This is a genomic window from Bradyrhizobium sp. 930_D9_N1_4 (genome assembly GCF_052076015.1).
In the GTDB taxonomy this organism is placed as follows: domain Bacteria; phylum Pseudomonadota; class Alphaproteobacteria; order Rhizobiales; family Xanthobacteraceae; genus Bradyrhizobium.
On record NZ_CP197236.1, the window covers coordinates 968,793 to 990,000 of the forward strand.

General features: G+C 62.9%; 14 protein-coding genes, 2 tRNA genes, 2 rRNA genes and 1 riboswitch (1 of these 19 running past the window's edge). Of the genes, 9 read left to right on the forward strand and 9 right to left on the reverse strand.

Annotation, left to right across the window (positions count from 1 at the left end):
• Nucleotides 1-11: 11 nt before the first annotated feature.
• Nucleotides 12-254 carry a hypothetical protein gene (locus AB7532_RS04530; RefSeq protein WP_441233635.1) on the reverse strand — a complete coding sequence of 81 codons (243 nt, stop codon included), beginning with the start codon at nt 252-254 and terminating at the stop codon, nt 12-14.
• A 176-nt stretch (nt 255-430) separates the two neighbouring features.
• Nucleotides 431-1,033, reverse strand: a complete 603-nt coding sequence (locus AB7532_RS04535; protein WP_441233636.1) for a gamma-glutamylcyclotransferase — start codon at nt 1,031-1,033, stop codon at nt 431-433.
• A 110-nt stretch (nt 1,034-1,143) separates the two neighbouring features.
• Between AB7532_RS04535 and AB7532_RS04540 the strand changes: the two genes are divergently transcribed.
• A complete protein-coding gene (locus tag AB7532_RS04540) occupies nt 1,144-2,328 on the forward strand; it encodes a DUF2125 domain-containing protein (protein WP_441233637.1) in 1,185 nt (394 codons plus the stop codon).
• Between the two features lie 108 nt (nt 2,329-2,436).
• Here the strand turns inward: AB7532_RS04540 and AB7532_RS04545 are convergent, their stop codons facing one another.
• Genes AB7532_RS04545 through AB7532_RS04555 form a run of 3 tightly spaced genes read right to left on the reverse strand, consistent with a single transcriptional unit; the run spans nt 2,437 to nt 5,346 of the window.
• Complete coding sequence (locus AB7532_RS04545; RefSeq protein WP_441233638.1) at nt 2,437-3,372, reverse strand: prephenate/arogenate dehydrogenase family protein; 936 nt, start codon at nt 3,370-3,372, stop codon at nt 2,437-2,439.
• Entirely contained in the window at nt 3,369-4,463 is a 1,095-nt protein-coding gene (locus tag AB7532_RS04550) for a pyridoxal phosphate-dependent aminotransferase (protein ID WP_441233639.1), read from the reverse strand. Before AB7532_RS04550 ends, AB7532_RS04545 begins: the two co-directional genes overlap by 4 nt.
• A gap of 34 nt (nt 4,464-4,497) precedes the next feature.
• Nucleotides 4,498-5,346: a chorismate mutase gene (locus AB7532_RS04555; protein WP_441233640.1), complete on the reverse strand. Its 849-nt coding sequence runs from the start codon at nt 5,344-5,346 to the stop codon at nt 4,498-4,500.
• Nucleotides 5,347-5,566: 220 nt separating this feature from the next.
• Nucleotides 5,567-5,646, forward strand: a riboswitch (SAM riboswitch).
• A 91-nt stretch (nt 5,647-5,737) separates the two neighbouring features.
• Between AB7532_RS04555 and metX the strand changes: the two genes are divergently transcribed.
• Both metX and metW read left to right on the forward strand, forming a co-directional pair.
• Nucleotides 5,738-6,940 (forward strand): homoserine O-acetyltransferase MetX, encoded by a 1,203-nt coding sequence (gene metX, locus AB7532_RS04560; protein WP_441239188.1) that lies wholly within the window; start codon nt 5,738-5,740, stop codon nt 6,938-6,940.
• Nucleotides 6,941-6,942: 2 nt separating this feature from the next.
• On the forward strand, nt 6,943-7,605 hold the full coding sequence (gene metW / locus AB7532_RS04565) for a methionine biosynthesis protein MetW (protein ID WP_441233641.1): 663 nt from the start codon (nt 6,943-6,945) through the stop codon (nt 7,603-7,605).
• Nucleotides 7,606-7,720: 115 nt separating this feature from the next.
• Here metW and AB7532_RS04570 read toward each other — a convergent pair whose 3' ends face one another.
• Nucleotides 7,721-8,584: an alpha/beta fold hydrolase gene (locus AB7532_RS04570; protein ID WP_441233642.1), complete on the reverse strand. Its 864-nt coding sequence runs from the start codon at nt 8,582-8,584 to the stop codon at nt 7,721-7,723.
• A 215-nt stretch (nt 8,585-8,799) separates the two neighbouring features.
• Here AB7532_RS04570 and AB7532_RS04575 point away from each other — a divergent pair, with 215 nt between their 5' ends.
• A complete protein-coding gene (locus AB7532_RS04575) occupies nt 8,800-9,483 on the forward strand; it encodes a TIGR02594 family protein (protein WP_441233643.1) in 684 nt (227 codons plus the stop codon).
• A gap of 113 nt (nt 9,484-9,596) precedes the next feature.
• Here the strand turns inward: AB7532_RS04575 and AB7532_RS04580 are convergent, their stop codons facing one another.
• Complete coding sequence (locus AB7532_RS04580) at nt 9,597-10,385, reverse strand: MOSC domain-containing protein (RefSeq protein ID WP_441233644.1); 789 nt, start codon at nt 10,383-10,385, stop codon at nt 9,597-9,599.
• Between the two features lie 241 nt (nt 10,386-10,626).
• Between AB7532_RS04580 and clpB the strand changes: the two genes are divergently transcribed.
• Nucleotides 10,627-13,266 (forward strand): ATP-dependent chaperone ClpB, encoded by a 2,640-nt coding sequence (clpB, locus tag AB7532_RS04585; RefSeq protein WP_441233645.1) that lies wholly within the window; start codon nt 10,627-10,629, stop codon nt 13,264-13,266.
• Nucleotides 13,267-13,283: 17 nt separating this feature from the next.
• Here the strand turns inward: clpB and AB7532_RS04590 are convergent, their stop codons facing one another.
• Together AB7532_RS04590 and AB7532_RS04595 are read right to left on the reverse strand one after the other, a co-directional pair.
• Nucleotides 13,284-14,996 carry a Vgb family protein gene (locus AB7532_RS04590; RefSeq protein ID WP_441233646.1) on the reverse strand — a complete coding sequence of 571 codons (1,713 nt, stop codon included), beginning with the start codon at nt 14,994-14,996 and terminating at the stop codon, nt 13,284-13,286.
• A 157-nt stretch (nt 14,997-15,153) separates the two neighbouring features.
• Nucleotides 15,154-17,214: a M23 family metallopeptidase gene (locus AB7532_RS04595; protein WP_441233647.1), complete on the reverse strand. Its 2,061-nt coding sequence runs from the start codon at nt 17,212-17,214 to the stop codon at nt 15,154-15,156.
• A 1,148-nt stretch (nt 17,215-18,362) separates the two neighbouring features.
• Here AB7532_RS04595 and AB7532_RS04600 point away from each other — a divergent pair.
• The 4 genes from AB7532_RS04600 to AB7532_RS04615 form a co-directional block, all read left to right on the forward strand.
• Nucleotides 18,363-19,851: ribosomal RNA gene (locus tag AB7532_RS04600) — 16S ribosomal RNA — on the forward strand.
• Between the two features lie 191 nt (nt 19,852-20,042).
• Nucleotides 20,043-20,119, forward strand: a tRNA-Ile gene (locus AB7532_RS04605).
• 33 nt (nt 20,120-20,152) lie between these two features.
• Nucleotides 20,153-20,228: transfer RNA gene (locus AB7532_RS04610), tRNA-Ala, on the forward strand.
• Between the two features lie 407 nt (nt 20,229-20,635).
• Nucleotides 20,636-21,208: ribosomal RNA gene (locus tag AB7532_RS04615) — 23S ribosomal RNA — on the forward strand; it runs 2,300 nt beyond the window's last position.
• The 16S and 23S rRNA genes sit together here with 2 tRNA genes alongside, the layout of an rRNA operon.

Here is a 21,208-nt window from a genome sequence, read left to right on the forward strand (position 1 = left end):
CGTGCTGAGGGTCAGTCTTGCTCCTGCGCCGGAGAGCGCGTGGCGTCGCGATGCTCTTTGCGGAAGAAGCTCGTGATCCGATGCAGATATCCCTTGAGCGTATAGATCGTCGCTGCAAGGATTCCGAGGATCGACGTCAGGATCATGCTGCCTGCGCCGGGATCGAGATAGGCAAAGCTTTCATGCGTCGAGGTGAGATAAAATACCAACCCCAATGTGAGCGTGCCTGCGATCTTGTCGAGGCTGCCTGGCATTCCCAGTCCTTCCGGATTCATTACACGAACCTGACAAGGTCTACTCTCGGGTGGAGGCTTTTGCAATTCCCGCGAGCATCGCGGTGCGGTGGTTTGTCGCGTCAAAAGTCGTCGGTCGAAAGTATGATCCCGACTGTTTCTATCGAGAAACAAAGCGGTGCAGCGATCTGCGGCCTTTACCGGTCAAGCGACGTTTGCGTGCGCGGATCGACGGCGTGATGATCGTGCAACATTGTCGCAAGCTGATGCAGTTGTGCGTCGCGAAAGCCTTCGGATTCGATCGCTTTCACTGTTGCCGTCACGTAGTCGCGGTTGGCGCCGGACTGGCCATGGCCCTGGACGACATGGCGGTGCTGGTCGGCGAGCGACAGCCGGCCCGCATATTGGACGTGGCCGCGATCGACGACATAGGCGAGCGCGGAGACGCGCTCACGTGCATCGTTATCGAGCCACACCGAGCGGATCACCTCGCGATAGACCGAGGTGACCTGTTCACGCGCCCGCAAATAGGCGACAACGTCGGCGCGGTCCTTTTCAGCGACGCGAAAAGCAATGCCGCGGCAGGCGCCGCCGCGGTCGAGCCCGAGCACCAGGCCCGGCTTCTCGGGCGTGCCGCGATGGACGAAAGAATAGACGCAGAGCGCGCGATGCTCGCCGACCAGCCGGGCGGGAAGGCGTTCCTGAAATTCGAAGCCCGGCCGCCACATCAGCGAGCCATAGCCGAACACCCAGAGGTCGCCCTTGGCTGTGGTGACGGAGGGGAGGGTGATTTCGGACATTTCGGGCACGGCTACCAGAGTGGAGGCCCCAAACGAAGCGAATTCTCAGCCTTTCGTCGGGGGCCGGCCACGCTTACATTCGCCAGAATCAGGGGTCAAAGGGTCGCCGCATGTCCGATATGACCGTTGCCGCAGGCCGGCGTTCCCGTTGGGGCCTTTTCATCGCCCCCATCCTTGTCCTGATCCTCGCCGTCGCGTGGAGCTGTTTCTGGTTCTATGCCGCGTCGCAGGCGGAAGTCGCCGCAGACGCCTGGCGGGCGCAGGAGGCCAAGGCCGGCCGCATCTACGATTGCGCCAAGCGCTCGATCGCGGGTTTCCCGTTCCGTTTCGAGGTCCAGTGTTCCGGCGCCAGCGTCGCCTTGGTGTCGCAGAACGCCAGCAAGACGCCGTTCACGGCCAAGCTCGACAACATCCTGGTCATCGCCCAAGTCTACGATCCCAAGCTCGTGATCGCCGAATTCTCCGCACCCGCGACGCTGACCGACGGTGTCACGCAAAACACCTTCGTGGTGAACTGGAGCAAGGGCCGCAGCAGCGTGGTCGGCTTGCCGGCCGTGCCGGACCGCGCCTCCCTCGTGTTCGATGATCCCGTCATCAACCGCGTCGACGGCAGCGTTCAGGTGCCGCTCGCGCGCGCCAAACAGGTCGAGCTGCACGGGCGTCTCGCGGAGGGATCGAAGTCCGATCATCCCGTGATCGAGACCGTGCTCCACGTCGCGCAAGGCAGCATCCAGGGCGTTCACCCCCTGCTCGCCGAGCCGTTCGAGGCGGACACGCGCGCGAAGATCACGGGCCTGTCCGATCTCACGCCAAAGCCCTGGCCGCAGCGTTTCCGCGAGATCCAGGCCGCCGGCGGTCACATCGAGATCGTGCAGTCGCGGATCCAGCAAGGCGAGATGATTGCGATCGCAGCCGGCACGCTCGGCCTCTCGGTCAATGGCCGGCTCGACGGCGAGTTGCAGATGACGGTGACGGGCCTCGAGCGCGTGATCCCGGCGCTCGGCATCGAGAAGATGCTGGAGGAGGGCGTGCCGCAGGCAACGCTCGACCGCGTTGCGCCCGGCGTGAAGTCGCAGGATCTCAACAACCTGTTCGGCGCGCTCGACCGCGCGGTGCCCGGCCTCGGCAAGGTGATCAAGCAGAACGCCAATGCCGGCGTTGCCGCCGGCATCAACTCGATCGGCACCGAAAGCACGCTGGAGGGCAAGAAGGCCCGCAGCTTCCCGCTGAAATTCGTCGACGGCGCCGTGCTGCTCGGCCCGGTCAGGGTCGGCCAGATCCCGCCGCTGTATTGATCCCTCCGTCATTGCGAGGAGCGCAGCGACGAAGCAATCCAGACTTTTTCCGAGGAGAAAGTCTGGATTGCTTCGCTTCGCTCGCAATGACGGAGGAGAGACGGTCGGCTACGGCTTCTTCAACGCCCCGTGCTGGCGGCCAAAGTCTGCGGCCGCCGAATCCTGGCCGATCTCGACGATGCCGCGGCGGATGGCGCGGGTGCGGGTGAAGTGGTCGAACAGCGCCTCGCCGTCGCCGCGGCGGATCGCGCGGGTCAGCTTGGCGAGATCCTCGGTGAAGGTGCCGAGCATTTCCAGCACGGCTTCCTTGTTGGCGAGGAAGACGTCGCGCCACATCGTCGGGTCGGACGCGGCGATGCGCGTGAAATCGCGGAAACCGCCGGCGGAGAATTTGATGACCTCGGATTCCGTCACCTGCGCCAGCTCGTCGGCGGTGCCGACGATGGTGTAGGCGATCAGATGCGGCAGATGGCTGGTGATCGCGAGCACCAGATCATGATGATCCGGCGTCATGATCTCGACCTTGGCACCCATCGCCGCCCAGAACGCGCGCAGGCGGTCGGTCGCAGCCGCATCGACGCCTTCCGGCGGCGTGAGGATGCACCAGCGATTGATGAAGAGCTCGGCGAAGCCGGAATCGGGCCCTGAATGTTCGGTGCCTGCCACGGGGTGCGCCGGCACGAAATGAATGGTCGTCGGCAGATGCGGCGCCATGTCCCTGACGATCGCGCCCTTGACCGAGCCGACGTCGGAGATGATCGCGCCCGGCTTCAGATGCGGCGCAATCTCCTGCGCCACCGGCCCGCAAGCACCGACGGGAATGCAGAGGATGACCAGATCGGCGTCCTTCACCGCTTCCGCATTGGTCGCCACGACCTGGTCGACGATGCCGAGCTCCATCACCCGCGCGCGGGTCTTCTCGGAGCGCGCGGTGGTGACGATCTTTGAGGCCAGGCCCTGGAGCTTTGCAGCACGCGCAATCGAGCCGCCGATCAAGCCGAAGCCGATCAGCGCGACGCGCTGGAAGTGCGGCTGCGCGCTCATTTGCCCGCCATGAAGTCACGCAGGCCGTCGACGACGAGGCGGTTGGCCTCCTCGGTGCCGATGGTCATGCGCAGTGCATGATGCAGGCCGTAGTTCTTCAAGCCGCGCAGCACGAGGCCGCGCTTGGTGAGGAAGGCGTCGGCCGCGTCCGAGGTCTTGCCCGTTTCCGGGAAGTGGATCAGCACGAAATTGGCGACGCCCGGCGTCACTTTCAGCCCGAGCTTGCCGATCTCCTCGGCCAGCCAGTTGCGCCAGGTCTCGGTGAACTGCTTCGACATCGCCTGATGCGCGGTGTCCTCGATCGCGGCGACCGCGGCGTACATCGCCGGCGTCGACACGTTGAAGGGGCCGCGGATGCGGTTGACGGCGTCGATGACGTGCTCGGGGCCGAACATCCAGCCGATGCGCAGCGCGGCGAGGCCGTGGATCTTGGAGAAGGTGTGCGTCACCACCGTGTTCTCGGTGGTGGCGACGAGCTCGATCCCCATTTCATAGTCGTTACGGGAAACGTAGTCGCAATAGGCCGCGTCCAGCACCAGCAGCACGTGCGACGGCAGGCCGGCACGCAGGCGCTTGACCTCGTCGAACGGCACATAGGTGCCGGTCGGATTGTTGGGGTTGGCGAGCCAGACCAGCTTCGTCTTCGGCGTCACCGCCTTGAGGATGGCGTCGACGTCGCAGGTGAGATTCTTCTCCTGCGCGACCACGTTCCTGGCGCCGACCGCCATGGTCGCGATCGGGTAGACCAGGAAACCGTGCGTGGTCGAGATCGCCTCGTCACCCTGGCTGAGATAGGTGTGGGCGAGCAGATTGAGGATCTCGTCCGAGCCGGCGCCGCAGATGATGCGGTTGGGGTCGAGTCCGAACGAGCGGCCGATGGCTTCGCGCAGCACGCGCGAGGTTCCTTCCGGATAGTCTTCCAGATGCGACGCCACGTTCTTGAAGGCCTCGAGCGCCTTGGGCGACGGTCCGAACGGCGTCTCGTTCGCCGAGAGCTTGAATACCTTGCGACCGGGCTCAGCGACCGGGCTCTTGCCGGGGGTGTAGGGCGCAATATCGAGAATGCCGGGATTCGGCACGGGGCGGGACATCTTCAACTCCGGAATGGCTCAAGCGGTACGCGATTTACGATTTCGGCCCGGTCGGGGCCACCGTATAGCGCGTTGCGTGGCTGCCGACGAGGGCCGTGGAGCGCACCGAGGCCCCCGCTTCGATCAGGGCAGCCTTGATTTTGTCGATGCTGGTCGCGCCCGTGACCGAGATCAGCAGCGCCGCGCCGTCGAAGGCGGTATCGGGCACCGCCACGATCTCGGCGAGCGGCGACAGGGCCCGCGCGACCTCGGCGTTCCACCCTGATACGCGCACGCTGAAGGTCTCGACCTCCGTCACCACGGCGCTGTCGGCGACGCGCGAGATCGCAAACACGGGCAGCGCCGCCGGATGATCGGCGCGCTCGACGAAGGGCAGGCGCGCGATGATCTTCGGCGCACCGTCGGCTTCCAGCTCCAGCCACCACGGCGTGCGGCTCGAGGTCGCCGAGACCAGCGCCAGATCGCCCTTGGATTTCGCCACCGCCTCGACCGCGGCCTGCGCACTGAAATGCGCGACGTAAGGTACCGTGAAGCCGAAATGGAAACGCACGGAATCGCGCATCGCCGGCTCGCTCACCGAGATATCGGCATGCACGGAGAACGGCGCCTGGACGTAAGTGAACGTCGAGATGATGACGCGCCAGATGCTCTCGACCGTGTCGAGCGGCAGGATGCCCCGATGGCGCTGCACGATATCGCGCATCATGGAGGCCTCGCGCGCGGGGCGGAACGCGGAGCCGACCTCCTGGGTCTGCTTCACCTGGATCAGGCGGTCGATGATGTCGCCGCGCTGCATCAGCAGGCGATGCATGCCCTCGTCGATCGCGTCGATCTCCTTGCGCAATTCCTGGAGCGATGGTGGCGCGGGCGGGCGTTGGGACATATCTGCCGGATACTGTTTTACGACGTGCTGTTGCGAGGTGTTCCAATGCGGGCCGGCCAATGAAAGTGGCAAAGTCAGACCCGCTGCGGTCGACGTCCTGATTAGGCAGTCGGGGCAGCGAAAGCAAAGAGAAATCACGGCTTTTTCGACCGGGATGACCGAGACGAATTTGGCTAATCCGGATCGCATCTTGACGAAAACCGCCCAAGACAGTAGGTTTTGCCCGTTCCGTGGTCATTTGAGCCGGCCGGCTTGCAGCCACGTTAAAAAACTCGCTAAACAGGCCGGGGACCCTTTCGATCCCGGCCGAACCTATCGTTCAGGCCGGGTTTTTCATGGCCTGATCTCACCGCGGTCTCACGTCTGATCGCAAACGAGGTCGATGTCAGAGATGGTTGGCGTCAAGTCTGTGCCGAGTCCCGCGATCAGCGCTGACGACCGGTCGCACGAGGTGGATCATCCGAGTTCGCAGGTCGCGCAGTTCGGCGCAGAGCAGCCATTGCGGCTCGATTGCGGCGTCGACCTCTCCCCGTTCCAGATCGCCTATCAGACCTATGGGGAGCTCAACGCCGATCGCTCCAATGCGGTGCTGATCTGCCATGCGCTGACCGGCGATCAGCATGTCGCCAACGTGCATCCCGTCACGGGAAAGAATGGCTGGTGGGAGACGCTGGTCGGCGCGGGGCGGCCGCTTGATCCCGGCCGCTACTTCATCATCTGCTCCAACGTCATCGGCGGCTGCATGGGCTCGACCGGGCCGGCCTCGATCAATCCCGCGACCGGCAAGGTGTGGGGCCTCGATTTCCCCGTCATCACGATTCCCGACATGGTGCGCGCGCAGGCGATGCTGATCGACCGGCTCGGTATCGACACGTTGTTTGCGGTGGTCGGCGGTTCGATGGGCGGCATGCAGGTGCTGCAGTGGACCGCGGCCTATCCCAAGCGCGTCTACTCGGCGCTGGCGATCGCCTGTTCGACACGGCACTCGGCGCAGAACATCGCCTTCCACGAGCTTGGCCGCCAGGCCGTGATGGCCGATCCCGACTGGCACAATGGCGGCTATGCCGATCACGGCATCCATCCGCATCGCGGCCTCGCGGTCGCGCGCATGGCCGCGCACATCACGTATCTTTCGGACGCGGCATTGCATCGCAAGTTCGGGCGGCGCATGCAGGACCGCGAGTTGCCGACCTTCTCGTTCGACGCCGACTTCCAGGTCGAGTCCTATCTGCGCTACCAGGGCTCGTCCTTCGTCGAGCGGTTCGATGCCAACAGCTACCTCTATCTGACCCGCGCGATGGATTACTTTGACATCGCCGGCGACCATGGCGGCGTGCTGGCGAAGGCGTACGCGGACATCCAGACCCGCTTCTGCGTGGTCTCCTTCACCAGCGACTGGCTGTTCCCGACCTCGGAATCGCGCGCGCTGGTGCACGCGCTGAACGCGTCGAGCGCGCGGGTGTCGTTCGCCGAAATCGAGACCGATCGCGGCCACGACGCCTTTCTGCTCGACGTGCCTGAATTCCTCGACATCTCCCGCGCCTTCCTGCAATCGGCCGGCAAGGCGCGCGGGCTTACGGCCAAGGACGGTTAGCGATGTCTGTACAGGAAGTGCTGCCGCTGGGTGGCCTCACTGCGGAGCAGTCCAATCATTTCCGCGCCGACCATCTGCTGGTCGCCGAGATGGTCAAGCCCGGCTCGAAGGTGCTCGACGTCGGCTGCGGCGACGGCGACCTGCTTCAGTTGCTGGAAACGCGCGGCATCGACGGCCGCGGCATCGAGCTGTCGCGCGAGGGCGTCAACCGCTGCGTCGCCAAAGGTCTTGCCGTGGTACAGGGCGACGCCGACACCGATCTCGTGAATTATCCTGATGACGCCTTCGATTACGTGATCCTGTCGCAGACGCTGCAGGCGACGCGGCAGCCGAGGGTGGTGCTGGAAAATCTGCTGCGCATCGGCCGCCGCGCCATCGTCTCGTTCCCCAATTTCGGCTTCTGGCGGATGCGGCTCCAGCTCCTGGTCGGCGGCCACATGCCGCGCACCGACAATCTGCCGGCGACCTGGTACGACACCGCCAACATCCATTTCTGCACCATCAAGGATTTCGTCGAGCTCTGCGACGCCATCGGCGTCAAGATGGAGCGCGCCGAGGCGCTCGACCTCTACGGCCGCCCGCTGCGGCTGCGCTTGCCGTGGTGGGTTTGGAACATGTTCGGCGAGCAGGGGGTGTTTCTGCTCACGCGCGGGCAGGGAAAGTAGCTGCTCGTCGTTGCGAGCGTAGCGACGCAATCCAGAGTCTATCCGCGGAGGCAGTCTGGATTGCTTCGTCGCAAGGGCTCCTCGCAATGACGGAGTATGTGGCGACGCCGGCGCCCTAATGCCCCATCAGCGACCTCGGATCGCGGACCGGCCAGCGGCCTGCTTCCACCAGCGTCACGAACCGCTCCACGGTCTCATTGAACAGCGCGGGCTCTTCGAGGTTGAGCACGTGGCCGGACTTCGGAAACATCGCGAGCCCTGCCGCCGGCAGGTGCTTCTTCAGGAACAGGCTCGCCCCGACGCATGGATCATCCTCGTCGCCGCAGATGATCAGCGCCGGCGTCGCGACCTTCGCGATCGCATCCGTCAATGTGTAGAGCGAGGGGCGGCCGCCCTGGAATCCGCGCATCGTGTTGGCCGAACCCTTGGCGTCATGCCGCGCCAGCGCGGCGTAGAAATCGGCGTGGCCGCGGGGGTCCTTGACCAGGAAGGGAATCCGGCTCGGCGCCTCGCGCGTGACCTTTGCGACTTCCGCGGAGCCCAGCGTCTCGAATTGCTCGGCATTGGCGCGGCATTGTTTGCGCCAGGCGTCGAGATTCTCGAGCTCGGAGCCGGAGCCGACGCCAGCCAGTGTCATCGACAGCGCGCGCTCCGGCGCATTCAACCCGATCTGGAGCGACGAATAGGCGCCCATCGAGAGCCCCACGAGATGCGCGCGCGCGATCTTGAGATGATCGAGCACGGCGAGCGCGTCGCTGTAGAAATGCGTGTAGGTGTAGACCTCACCCGCCGGCACGTCGGACGGCGTGTAGCCGCGCGCGGAATAGGTGATGCAGCGGTGGCCGCGCGAAAAATAACGCATCTGCGGCTCCCAGTTGGTGAAGTCGGCCGCGAACTCGTGCAGAAAAATGATCGGCGTTCCCTGGCCCGCTTCTTCGAAATAGATGCGGACGTCGTCCCTGGTCGTGGCGTGGGGCATTAACCGTTTCCCTCTCTATAAGCCGCCTTTGCAGGATCGCAGTTAACGGTGTTGTCCGCAATGCGGCAGCACCTGGCGAGCATCGGCGGAAAATCATCGCAGCTATTCGCGGGCGCGGCGTCTTTTTCTCGCCACATCGGACGGCTTAACGGCCTGAGGGATGTCGGCCACCGCACGGGCCGAATGGGAAGTGGGGTGTCAACCAAGGATGAAGAATGTTCGAGTTGTTTGCGTCTCGCCTGTCGCGTTGTGTTATCGCGCTGGCGATTGTCTTTGCGGCGGTTGCCGCGTTCGTCTCTCCGGCCTCAGCGCGGCCTCATCATCGTCATAGCGCAGAGCGGCACGCTTACGTGCACCACGCCAGACATCATCATTACCGTCATTATCGGCACCATGCCCGCAGCTCGCGCTTCGAGCGCAGCGCCGCGCGGTTGCAGGCGAGCGGCTTTGCCGACGCGCAGGCCAGCTATGATCCGAATGCCAATGTCGGCGGTATGGCCAATAACGGCATGACCAGCACTGCAATGGCCGCAAGCGGCGGCTTTGGCGGCGGATCGAGCCTCGTGTCCGAGGCGCGCCGCTACGTCGGCGGCAATCCGACCGGGCGCGGCAGCCTGTGGTGCGCGCGCTTCACGAACATGGTGCTGGAGCATACCGGCCATAAGGGCACCGGCTCCGACATGGCGAGCTCGTTCGCACGCTACGGCACGCGCGTCTCCGGCCCGCAGGTCGGCGCCATCGCGGTGATGTCGCGCGGCCGCCGCGGCGGTCATGTCGGCATCATCACCGGCATCGACGCGCAGGGCAATCCGATCATGATCTCCGGCAACAACGGCAACCGCGTCCGCGAGGCGCCGGTCTCGCGCGGCCGGATCTATGCGTATGTGATGCCGAATTGACGCCCGTCATTGCGAGCGAAGCGAAGCAATCCAGAATCCCTCCGTGGAAATAGTCTGGATTGCTTCGTCGCTTCGCTCCTCGCAATGACGGAGCGTGTTGCGACGGTGTGCCGTCACACCAATCTCGGCTCTTCCATCGCGACTGCATCGCCCACGCCAATCTCGCCGTCCGCGATCACCTCGGCGTAGATGCCGCAGTCCATGTGGCCGAGATGGCGCGAGAGCGTCGGCGGGATCTCGAGATCGCGCTTTGCGGTCTCCGGGTCGACATTGGTGGCCGGGCAGCGGACGATGCGCTTGACCACTTTCAGCCGGGCCTCGCCGATTGCAAGCGTCTGTCCGACGAGATCGAGCTCCGACCAGGCCGGCCAGCCCTTGACATAGAGATTGGCGCGGAAGCGCAGCGGATGCACGGCGGTGCCGCCGAGCATGGCCTCGATGGCGCGGACGCTGCCGAGATTGATGATCGACACGACCTTGCGGGCGACGTCGGAAAAGCTGTGGTCGCGGCCGGACACGACTTTTGGCGGGCCCTTCAACTCCGGCTGAAAGTTCTCGGTAAAATAGCTTTCGATCGCCGCGCGCCCGGCGGCAGTTTCGAGATCGCCGCTGGCGACGATCTGGCCGTCCTTGCGAATGGTCATTTGATTGGTCGCGTCCTCAAAGCGGCTGTCGAGGGTTGCCAGCCGCTCATTGCGCGCCAGCATCAGGAACTGGATTTTCGGCTTCCACTCGGGCGCATCAGGGTCGAACCCGCTCGGGCCGTTTTCGATGGCGTAGCGGCGGTCGGCGGGCAGGGTCCGGCCCGTCCGCAAAGGGACGCGGGACAGGGCCTCGGGCGTCAGGCCCTTGATCGGGTAGCGGTAAAGGCCGGTAATCTCGGCGGTCTGGCTGGCTGTCATGACGCTACTTAGGGGATTCGACCCGGCCCCGCCAAGCAGGCGGATCAGCGCACGAAATTGTGAACTCGCCTCTACCGATCCGAGAACACGCTTCCCACATCTGGGGCAGGCCGGCGCCAGCGCCGACTGATAACGACCGTTGCCGGTTGAGAAACGTCAATGCGGTAATCGTAACCCCAATGAAGATGCCGTTTGGAGTGCCTTAGAGGGCTCCAGGGGCAGGCCGAGGGAAAGAAAAGACATGAATATCGACAAATATACCGAACGCTCCAGGGGCTTCGTCCAGTCCGCGCAGTCGCTCGCGGTGCGCGAGGGGCATCAGCAGTTTTCCACCCTGCACGTCCTGAAAGTGCTTCTGGACGACAATGAAGGCCTGGCTTCCGGTCTGATCGACCGCGCCGGCGGCAATTCCCGCGCAATCCTGAAGGCCACCGAGGACGCCCTCAACAAGGTGCCCAAGGTCAGTGGCGGCGGTGCCGGCCAGATCTATCTCGCGCCCGAGCTCGCCCGGACCTTCGACGCGGCCGAAAAGGCCGGCGAGAAGGCCGGCGACAGCTTTGTCACCGTCGAGCGGCTGCTGCTCGGCCTCACGCTGGAAAAGACCAGCGAGGCAGGCAGCCTCCTCGCCAAGGGTGGCGTCACCCCGCAAAACCTCAACGCTGCCATCGAGGCGCTGCGCAAGGGCCGCACGGCTGACAGCGCGACCGCCGAGAACGCCTATGACGCGCTGAAGAAATATGCCCGCGACCTGACCCAGGCCGCGCGCGACGGCAAGCTCGACCCGGTCATCGGCCGCGACGAGGAGATCCGCCGTACCATTCAGGTGCTCTCGCGCCGGACCAAGAACAATCCCGTCCTGATCGGCGAGCCCGGCGTCGGCAAGACCGCCATCGCGGAAGGGTTGGCGCTGCGCATCATCAACGGTGACGTGCCGGAGAGCCTCCAGGACAAGAAGCTGCTGTCGCTCGATCTCGGTTCGCTGATTGCGGGCGCAAAATACCGCGGCGAGTTCGAGGAGCGGCTCAAGGCCGTGCTCCAGGAAGTGACCGCGAGTGACGGCAATTTCATCCTGTTCATCGACGAGATGCACACGCTGATCGGTGCCGGCAAGGGCGACGGCGCGATGGATGCGTCCAATCTGCTCAAGCCCGCGCTGGCGCGCGGCGAGCTGCACTGCATCGGCGCGACCACGCTTGATGAATACCGCAAGCATGTCGAGAAGGATGCGGCGCTGGCGCGGCGCTTCCAGCCGATCTTCGTCAGCGAGCCGTCGGTCGAGGACACGATCTCGATTCTGCGCGGGTTGAAGGACAAGTACGAGCAGCACCACGGCGTGCGGATCACCGATTCCGCGCTCGTGGCCGCCACGACGCTGTCCAACCGCTACATCACCGATCGCTTCCTGCCCGACAAGGCGATCGACCTCATGGACGAGGCAGCAGCGCGGCTGAAGATGCAGGTCGATTCCAAGCCCGAAGAGCTGGATTCGCTCGACCGTGAGATCATCCGGCTCAAGATCGAGCAGGAAGCGCTCAAGAAGGAAAGCGACCTCGGCTCCAAATCCCGTCTCGAGACGCTCCAGAAGGAGCTCGCCGAGCTCGAGGAGAAGTCGGCAGCGCTGACGGCGCGCTGGAGCGCGGAAAAGAACAAGCTCTCCGACGCCCAGAAGCTGAAGTCCGAGCTCGACGCCCTGCGCGTCGACCTTGCCGATGCGCAGCGGCGCGGCGAGTTCCAGAAGGCCGGCGAGCTCGCCTATGGCCGGATTCCGCAGCTCGAGAAGCAGCTTGCGGACATCGAAGCCAAGGAGAATTCCGGCGAGATGATGGAGGAGGCGGTGACCGCCAACCACATCGCGCAGGTGGTCTCGCGCTGGACCGGCGTGCCCGTCGACAAGATGCTGGAAGGCGAGAAGGAGAAGCTCCTGAAGATGGAGGAGCAGCTCGGCCGGCGCGTCGTCGGCCAGGCCGAGGCCGTGCGTGCGGTCGCAACCGCCGTGCGCCGCTCGCGTGCAGGCCTCCAGGATCCGAACCGGCCAACCGGCTCGTTCATGTTCTTAGGGCCGACCGGCGTCGGCAAGACCGAGCTGACCAAGGCGCTCGCCGAGTATCTGTTCAACGACGAGACCGCGATGGTCCGCCTCGACATGTCCGAATACATGGAGAAGCACTCGGTCTCGCGGCTGATCGGCGCGCCTCCGGGCTATGTCGGTTATGACGAGGGCGGCGCGCTCACCGAAGCGGTGCGGCGCCGGCCTTACCAGGTCGTGCTGTTCGACGAGATCGAAAAAGCGCACCCTGACGTCTTCAACGTCCTGTTGCAGGTGCTCGACGACGGCCGCCTGACCGATGGGCAGGGCCGTACCGTCGATTTCCGCAACACCCTGATTATCATGACCTCGAACCTCGGTTCGGAGTATCTGGTGAATCAACCCGAGGGCGAAGACACCTCTGCCGTGCGTGAGCAGGTGATGGGAATGGTGCGGGGACATTTCCGCCCCGAATTCCTCAATCGCGTCGACGAGATCATCCTGTTCCACCGCTTGCAGCGGAGCGAGATGGGCCGGATCGTCGAGATCCAGTTCGCGCGGCTGCAGAAGCTGCTGACCGATCGCAAGATCGTGCTGACGCTCGATACCCCAGGCCGCGACTGGCTCGCGGCCAAGGGCTGGGATCCCGCCTATGGCGCGAGGCCGCTGAAGCGGGTGGTCCAGCGTTACGTGCAAGATCCGCTCGCCGAGATGATCCTGGCCGGCGACGTCAGGGACGGCGATGCCGTTGCGATCTCGTCCGAAGGCAACGTCTTGACCTTCAACGGCAAGGCGCCGCAGACCGCGGAGATCGCCCAGTTCGAAGCGCCGGTGTCGAAGCGCAAGTTGAACTGATCGCGGGCGTTCGTTGCTCAATAAAGTCCCCCCGAAGAGGATTTCTCTCCGGGGGGACTTTTTTTAATTGCGCCGGCTGGCTGGCTCACCGATTGCGGCGAACCGGACGCTACTTTCTTCACCACCTTGTAGATCGCGTTCTCGATGTCCGAGCTGAAGTAGATGGCGCCCGTTGCCCCGATGGCGACACCCGTCGGAATGTTACTCGGCAGGCCGCCGGGCGCGCCGGTCAGGCCGATCGGAAGATTGGCCGCGATCTCGGTGACCTTGCCGCTGTCAGGCGCGATCTCGATCAGCCGCTGGGCGCCGACTTCCGCCACGATCAGTCTGCCGTCGCTGCTACGCGCGATGCCCTCGGGCATTTTCAGATCCTTGGCGAGCACGGTCTTTTCGCCGTTCTTGTCGATCCTGGAGACGGCGCCCGCAAAGGCTTCGGTGACGTAGACTTCACCGTTTGCGCCGCCGACCAGCCCGACCGGACCTTCGAGCGCGCCGATCAGCGTGGTGCGATCCTTGCCATGCTCGCCGCTCACCCGGACCAGCGATTTGGTGCCGAGTTCGGCGACCAAAATGCTGCCGTCCTCTAGCACGATCGCGTCATGCGGCGCCTTGAAGCCGTGCAGCATGTCGCGCGTCTTGCCGGTCTTGCCGTCGATCACCTGCACGGTGCCGGTGAACCAGCTCGACAGGATCACGTCGTTGCCCTTGGCCGTCGCGCTCATCGGATATTCGAGCGTGGTGCCGTCGGCGTGCATGCGCGCCTTCTCGGTGACCTCGCCGGTCGAGCCGTCCACCGTGCGATAGGCGAACACGTCGGCGACGTGGATCGTATCCTTGCCATTCTCCGAGGTGACGCCGATGCCGCCGGGCAAAGCGAGCTTGCCGATGATGATCTGCTTGGCCTGGCCGGTCGCGGGATCGACCTCCTGGATGCCGTTGTCGGCCATATTGGAGACGTAGATGCGGTCCTTGTCGTCGATCGCGAGATTGTCCAGCGACGGCTTCAGCTGCGCGACCATGGTCTTGGCGCCCGATTTGGGATCGACCCGGACGAGCTGGCCGAGCGCGGTGTCGACCACAAAGAGATTGCCTTTGGAATCGAAATTGACCGCGGCCGGCACCTTGAAGCCGTCGGCGACGACGGTCAGTTCGGCCTTGTCGACGTCGATCTTGGCGACCTGTCCCTTGAACCAGAGCGGACCGTACAGCTTGTCGTCGGGGCCGAACTCGAAGCCGTTGAGGCCCCCCATCTTCTCCATGATCTGGCGGGGCGGCTTGACGCCCTCGACGTCGATCTCGAACAGCGCGTCGCCGAGGAAGACGGTGGTGGCGTACAGCCGGCCATCCTTGCGGAAGGCGAGCGAATTAATGCCGGGAAGGCCGGACGCCAGCTTCCTGATCGGGCCGTCGCCCTTGCGTGCATAGAGATCGCCGGCGAGGAAGCCGGTCCATGCCATGGTGCCGTCGGGCGCGAATGCGATGTCGTCGGCCATGCCGACCGGAGACGGGATTGCAACCTTGGCGGTACCGCCTGCAATGTCGACCTCGTAGAGCGCCGCGCCCGCGACGCTGCCGGCGAACAGATGGCCGTCCTTGTCGATGCCGAGTCCGTGCACGCCGTGGAATGCCGAGCCCGGGACGAGCTTCGTCACCTCCCAGGTTTCGGCGGATACACTCGTGGCGGCGAAAATGGCAGCGACGAAGGCTGCGCAGGCGAGCCTGTTCTTCATGGCGAGACCTCCCGTTTTTTTGGAAAGTATTCGCTCCTCGCGCCGCTTTGGCAAACAAAACTTGAAATTGTGGCGCAGTGAAATGACGTCGCGTTACGATGTCAAATTCAGTCAGAATTTTCTGAAAATTTCAGGTCGATGTCGGCCGGTTACGAAATCAGCGGTTGCTGACCTGGAGCGGGCCACCCGTCGCATCCGACATGCGCGCGATGGCGCCGTTGCGGCCGCTCATCATGGCTTCGAGCCGATCGCGTTCCTTCTCGAAGCCCGCCAGCACCGGGCCTTCCAGCGAACGGCCGCGCGGCAGTTTCACGCGCAGCGGATCGACGAAGCGGCCGTTGACCAGGATTTCGTAGTGGACGTGCGGGCCTGTCGACTGGCCGGTCGAACCGACGAAGCCGATGACCTGGCCCTGCCGCACCTTCTTGCCGATCTCCATGCCCTTGGCGAACGCCGACATGTGGCCGTAGGCAGTCTCGTAACCGTTGGAATGCTTGATGCGGATATATTTGCCGTAGCCGCCTTCGGGGCCGGCCTTCTCGATCATGCCGTTGCCGGAGGCGAAGATCGGCGTGCCGTAGGCGGTGGCCCAATCGACGCCGGTGTGCATCTTCACATAGCCCAGGATCGGGTGGCGGCGGCCGCCGAAGCCGGAGCGCATGATCGCGTTGTTGACGGGTTTCCTGACCAGGAACTTCTTCGCGCTCTTGCCGGTCTCGTCGTAGTAGTCGACGACGCCGTCGTCGGGGCTCTGGTAGCGGTAGTATTTTTTGGTCTCGCCGCCGACGGTGAGGGACGCGAACAGCACGTCGTTCTTTTCGTTCGACGTCGTGCCCTCTTCCTCGCCGGCGTAGAACACGTCGAATGAGTCGCCCGGCGCCACCTTGCGCTGGAAATCGACGTCGTAGGAGTAGATCTTGATCATGTCCTCGATGACCGGCATCGGCACTTTGTTGCGCATCGCGGTCTCGTAGATGCTCTGGTAGAGCCGCACGCCGGTGCCGTCATCGTCATCGTCGTCGCTGTTGGCGTTGGCCGCAGCGTCGGCGACGGTGTTCATGCTGGAGACGTCGACCGCGACGTATTTGCCGAGATCGGACAGCGCCGCGATCGCCTCGACCATGGTCTCGTTGGCGACGACGACGCGGTAAGGTTGCAAACGGGCGCCGGGGCTTGCGGGCGCCATCAGGATGCGGAGCTTTTCGCCTTCCTTCAGGCCGCCGTCACGGCCACGGGGCCCGAGCGTTGCGGCGATCGCCTTGATTTCCTCTGCCGTCGCGCCGAGATCGCGCAGGACGGAGCCGACGCTGTCGCCCTTCTTGACCATGTGGACGCGTTCGCCGTTGGGATTGCCGCCGGTGATCTGCTCCTTGGTCTTCGGCAGCAGCGTGACGTTTTCCGGCACCACGCGCGTCTCGAAGCCGGCATAGGGATCGGACGGCGACACTTCGGTGGCGTAGGCCATCTTCATGTCGGACGGGCCGGTCGCGCCGGAGATATCGGCGGCGGCATTGGCGAGCGAGGCGTAGCGCACCCCGCCATTTCCGCGCCAATTGGCAGCATCCCGCACCCGCATCAGGATGTCGTCGAGTGCAACCACCGCGGTAATCTTGGCCTTCGGCAGCACCTGCGACAGGTCCTTGGTGACGAAGGAGACCTCGGCGTCGGGCTCGACGGCTTCCGGATTGTTCGGATCTTCCGCCGCGGTCTTCGGGTCGGAGCCGACGTCGGTGAGCAGGCGCTGGGCGTTGAACGGCGGAATCTTCGCCGACAGATCGCTCGTCGTCATCGACAGATTGCCGGCGATCCGGACGAACGGGCGCACCCGCATCACGTCGCGATTGCCGACGCGGGCGACCGTCGAGACGCGCACGATGTTGCGCGACGCCGAGGATTCGTTCGGCGGCGGCAGGCGGTCGCTCTTGTGCAGCGTGGCGGCGCGATCGGCTGCACCAAAGGCGCCGCGCAGCGCGCCTTCGACGCGCTCGGGCACCTTGGCGAAAGTCATTTCACCGTCGAGCGACGCAAAAACGGCGCCGCCGATCAGGGCTGCGCCGCAGAGTCCGGTCAGAATTGTCCCGCTGAACCATTGTACCGAGACGCGACGGCGATCGATGACGGCGGCCTCGGAGCCATCGACGGACAGCGGCGGCTCGTGGCCGAGATCGATGATCCCGGTCTCACGCCCGTAAGCGCCGCGTGACGTCCTGTGGCTCAACCCAAGTCCCCCAATCAACGACCCAAGATGCCGTGTTTCGAACCCTTGTCCGCGCCACCCTCTTGCAGGGGGATCACCGGAAAAGGCAAGCCGCACAGGCGTCCGCGCTCAGAAAGCCCCGCGACGGGGCCGGCCGAAATTACGAACAGCTGGACGGAAAAAGCGCTCTCGATGTCTCTCGAATGTCTGAAGAAGGCCGCGTCATCCGTAAGATCGCCTTCCTCTGACCCATGAAAATCGCCGGCAGCCCCCACTGGCATCCCCGCGATTCAAGCTTGTCTCTTATCAGAACGCCGCGGGAATGTGGCTCAAGTACGGCGCCTAATATGGAAAAGTTTCCTGAACGGCCGGGCGCCGGGAGCTCCGTAGTTGGCCGGGGCAGGAGCCGTGTCCGGCTTTAGGGCGGGCTCAGTCCGGCTTGAGGTGTGGCCGGTCCGGCCGGGACGGAGGGTCTGTCCGGCTTGGGTCCGGATTGGCCGGGCTCCGCCCGTCCAGGCGTGGAGGGGGCGTTCAGGGGGCTTAAGGGGAGGGCGCCAGGAAGGGGGTCCAAAGGCCCCTCCGGAGCCCGCCGGTGGGCAAACTTTTTTTCAGATTTTTTGCGGCGCGGCCTCGGTCGGCTCGCTGGCGGCTCCTCTAATGCACTGGAATCGTTCGAATTTTTTCGATAATCCACCGTGCGACGATTTGTTGACAATGGTCGTTGACAATCCCGAGTGCGGGGGCCTATAACCCGACCACTGAGCGCGGCGCCGCCGGGTCACTGACCAAGGCGAGCGAACGCGCCACTGATGCTCCTCACCTCGTTGAGTGCACAACAGCCGACACAAATCGGTTGGAGTTCATTCGTCGCTGGTAAGGGTGTCGGAACCCTTCCTCTCTGGAAGGATGGGGCCTCTGAGGTCCCGGGCTGTTTGACAAGTGAAGATGAAGAAAGAGAAACGTGGACGGCGGAGTCCTTGCGGGTCTCGCATTTGAAAAGCTTCGGCTTTTTGGATCGGGACCGGACGAAAGACTTCGGCGGTACACGTTTTAAAGGAAACACCATCGTTGCCAGCGATGTGAATCGCGGGCAGCTCGGCGGCTTCGGTCGTCGGAAAAATGGTGGGACCTCGTCAAACGTTGTGATCAGCCGGTTCAAAGTTCAAGTCCAACTTGAGAGTTTGATCCTGGCTCAGAGCGAACGCTGGCGGCAGGCTTAACACATGCAAGTCGAGCGGGCGTAGCAATACGTCAGCGGCAGACGGGTGAGTAACGCGTGGGAACATACCTTTTGGTTCGGAACAACACAGGGAAACTTGTGCTAATACCGGATAAGCCCTTACGGGGAAAGATTTATCGCCGAAAGATTGGCCCGCGTCTGATTAGCTAGTTGGTGAGGTAATGGCTCACCAAGGCGACGATCAGTAGCTGGTCTGAGAGGATGATCAGCCACATTGGGACTGAGACACGGCCCAAACTCCTACGGGAGGCAGCAGTGGGGAATATTGGACAATGGGGGCAACCCTGATCCAGCCATGCCGCGTGAGTGATGAAGGCCCTAGGGTTGTAAAGCTCTTTTGTGCGGGAAGATAATGACGGTACCGCAAGAATAAGCCCCGGCTAACTTCGTGCCAGCAGCCGCGGTAATACGAAGGGGGCTAGCGTTGCTCGGAATCACTGGGCGTAAAGGGTGCGTAGGCGGGTCTTTAAGTCAGGGGTGAAATCCTGGAGCTCAACTCCAGAACTGCCTTTGATACTGAAGATCTTGAGTTCGGGAGAGGTGAGTGGAACTGCGAGTGTAGAGGTGAAATTCGTAGATATTCGCAAGAACACCAGTGGCGAAGGCGGCTCACTGGCCCGATACTGACGCTGAGGCACGAAAGCGTGGGGAGCAAACAGGATTAGATACCCTGGTAGTCCACGCCGTAAACGATGAATGCCAGCCGTTAGTGGGTTTACTCACTAGTGGCGCAGCTAACGCTTTAAGCATTCCGCCTGGGGAGTACGGTCGCAAGATTAAAACTCAAAGGAATTGACGGGGGCCCGCACAAGCGGTGGAGCATGTGGTTTAATTCGACGCAACGCGCAGAACCTTACCAGCCCTTGACATGTCCAGGACCGGTCGCAGAGATGTGACCTTCTCTTCGGAGCCTGGAACACAGGTGCTGCATGGCTGTCGTCAGCTCGTGTCGTGAGATGTTGGGTTAAGTCCCGCAACGAGCGCAACCCCCGTCCTTAGTTGCTACCATTTAGTTGAGCACTCTAAGGAGACTGCCGGTGATAAGCCGCGAGGAAGGTGGGGATGACGTCAAGTCCTCATGGCCCTTACGGGCTGGGCTACACACGTGCTACAATGGCGGTGACAATGGGACGCTAAGGGGCAACCCTTCGCAAATCTCAAAAAGCCGTCTCAGTTCGGATTGGGCTCTGCAACTCGAGCCCATGAAGTTGGAATCGCTAGTAATCGTGGATCAGCACGCCACGGTGAATACGTTCCCGGGCCTTGTACACACCGCCCGTCACACCATGGGAGTTGGTTTTACCTGAAGACGGTGCGCTAACCCGCAAGGGAGGCAGCCGGCCACGGTAGGGTCAGCGACTGGGGTGAAGTCGTAACAAGGTAGCCGTAGGGGAACCTGCGGCTGGATCACCTCCTTTCTAAGGATGATCCTTCAGCGAGCTTCGGCTCACTATCGGATCGTTTTAGAAACATCAGTGGCCAACGGTCGTCAGGATCGTTGAGCTGCATTGGCGGGATTTCGCCGTCTTCGTTTCTCTTTCTTCGCGGACGAACACGCGCTGGGGCTGCAGGCTTGCAGATCCCTGGTCCTTGACTGGATATGCGTTAGGGGCTTGTAGCTCAGTTGGTTAGAGCGCGCGCTTGATAAGCGTGAGGTCGGAAGTTCAAGTCTTCCCAGGCCCACCACACTCATCGGGTGAGCATTCGTCTTCTGGTTACGGGGCCATAGCTCAGCTGGGAGAGCGCGTGCTTTGCAAGCATGAGGTCGTCGGTTCGATCCCGTCTGGCTCCACCAGATGGTTTGATCACCGAGATCTTGTACCGTCGTCCGCGAAACATCACTTCGCATCCTGCTAGTCTGGATAGACAGCAGATTGCGTGATTTCTGACATCGTAAAGAGGAGATCGATCCGAGTTGGATCGTGCAGCAAGCAATTGCTACGCGATACTTCATTATCTCCGGATCATTTCGGCGCTCATGCGTCTTTCAAGGTAGCTCACAAGGCTGCGTTTGAGAGACACACGAGTTGTAAATGATCCTTTTAGCGAAGCTTGACCGCCTCGCTATCGGAACGATCTTACGAAGCAAGCTGGTCTTTCTAATCATTGTCCGGCTGCAGATAGCGTTCATCGAGGGCGCGTGCCGCAAGGTAATTCTGCAGACAACATTCTGCCGAGTGTGTGGACATTGATAATGAGAGCAATCAAGTGCCTTAAGGGTGTTCGGTGGATGCCTTGGCGCTGAGAGGCGATGAAGGACGTGCTACGCTGCGATAAGCCGTGGGGAGCTGCGAAGAAGCTTTGATCCATGGATTTCCGAATGGGGAAACCCACCTTCGATAGCCGGAACTCCAAGACCTCAGTCGAAAGACTGTGGTGTGGGGTTCGATCAGAAATGAGAGATGCCTGGACCTTTAGATTTCGATCGAAGAGGTTTTGGATTTCCGGTTATCAAGAGAAGGTATGAGACTTCTGAATACATAGGAGGTTTCAAGCAAACCCAGGGAACTGAAACATCTAAGTACCTGGAGGAAAGGACATCAACAGAGACTCCGTTAGTAGTGGCGAGCGAACGCGGACCAGGCCAGTGATACATCAAAGACAATCGGAACCAGTCAGGAAAGCTGGGCCTCAGAGGGTGATAGCCCCGTACGAGTAATGCGATGATGTATCCACGAGTAAGGCGGGACACGTGAAATCCTGTCTGAACGCGGGGGGACCACCCTCCAAGCCTAAGTACTCCTCAGCGACCGATAGTGAACCAGTACCGTGAGG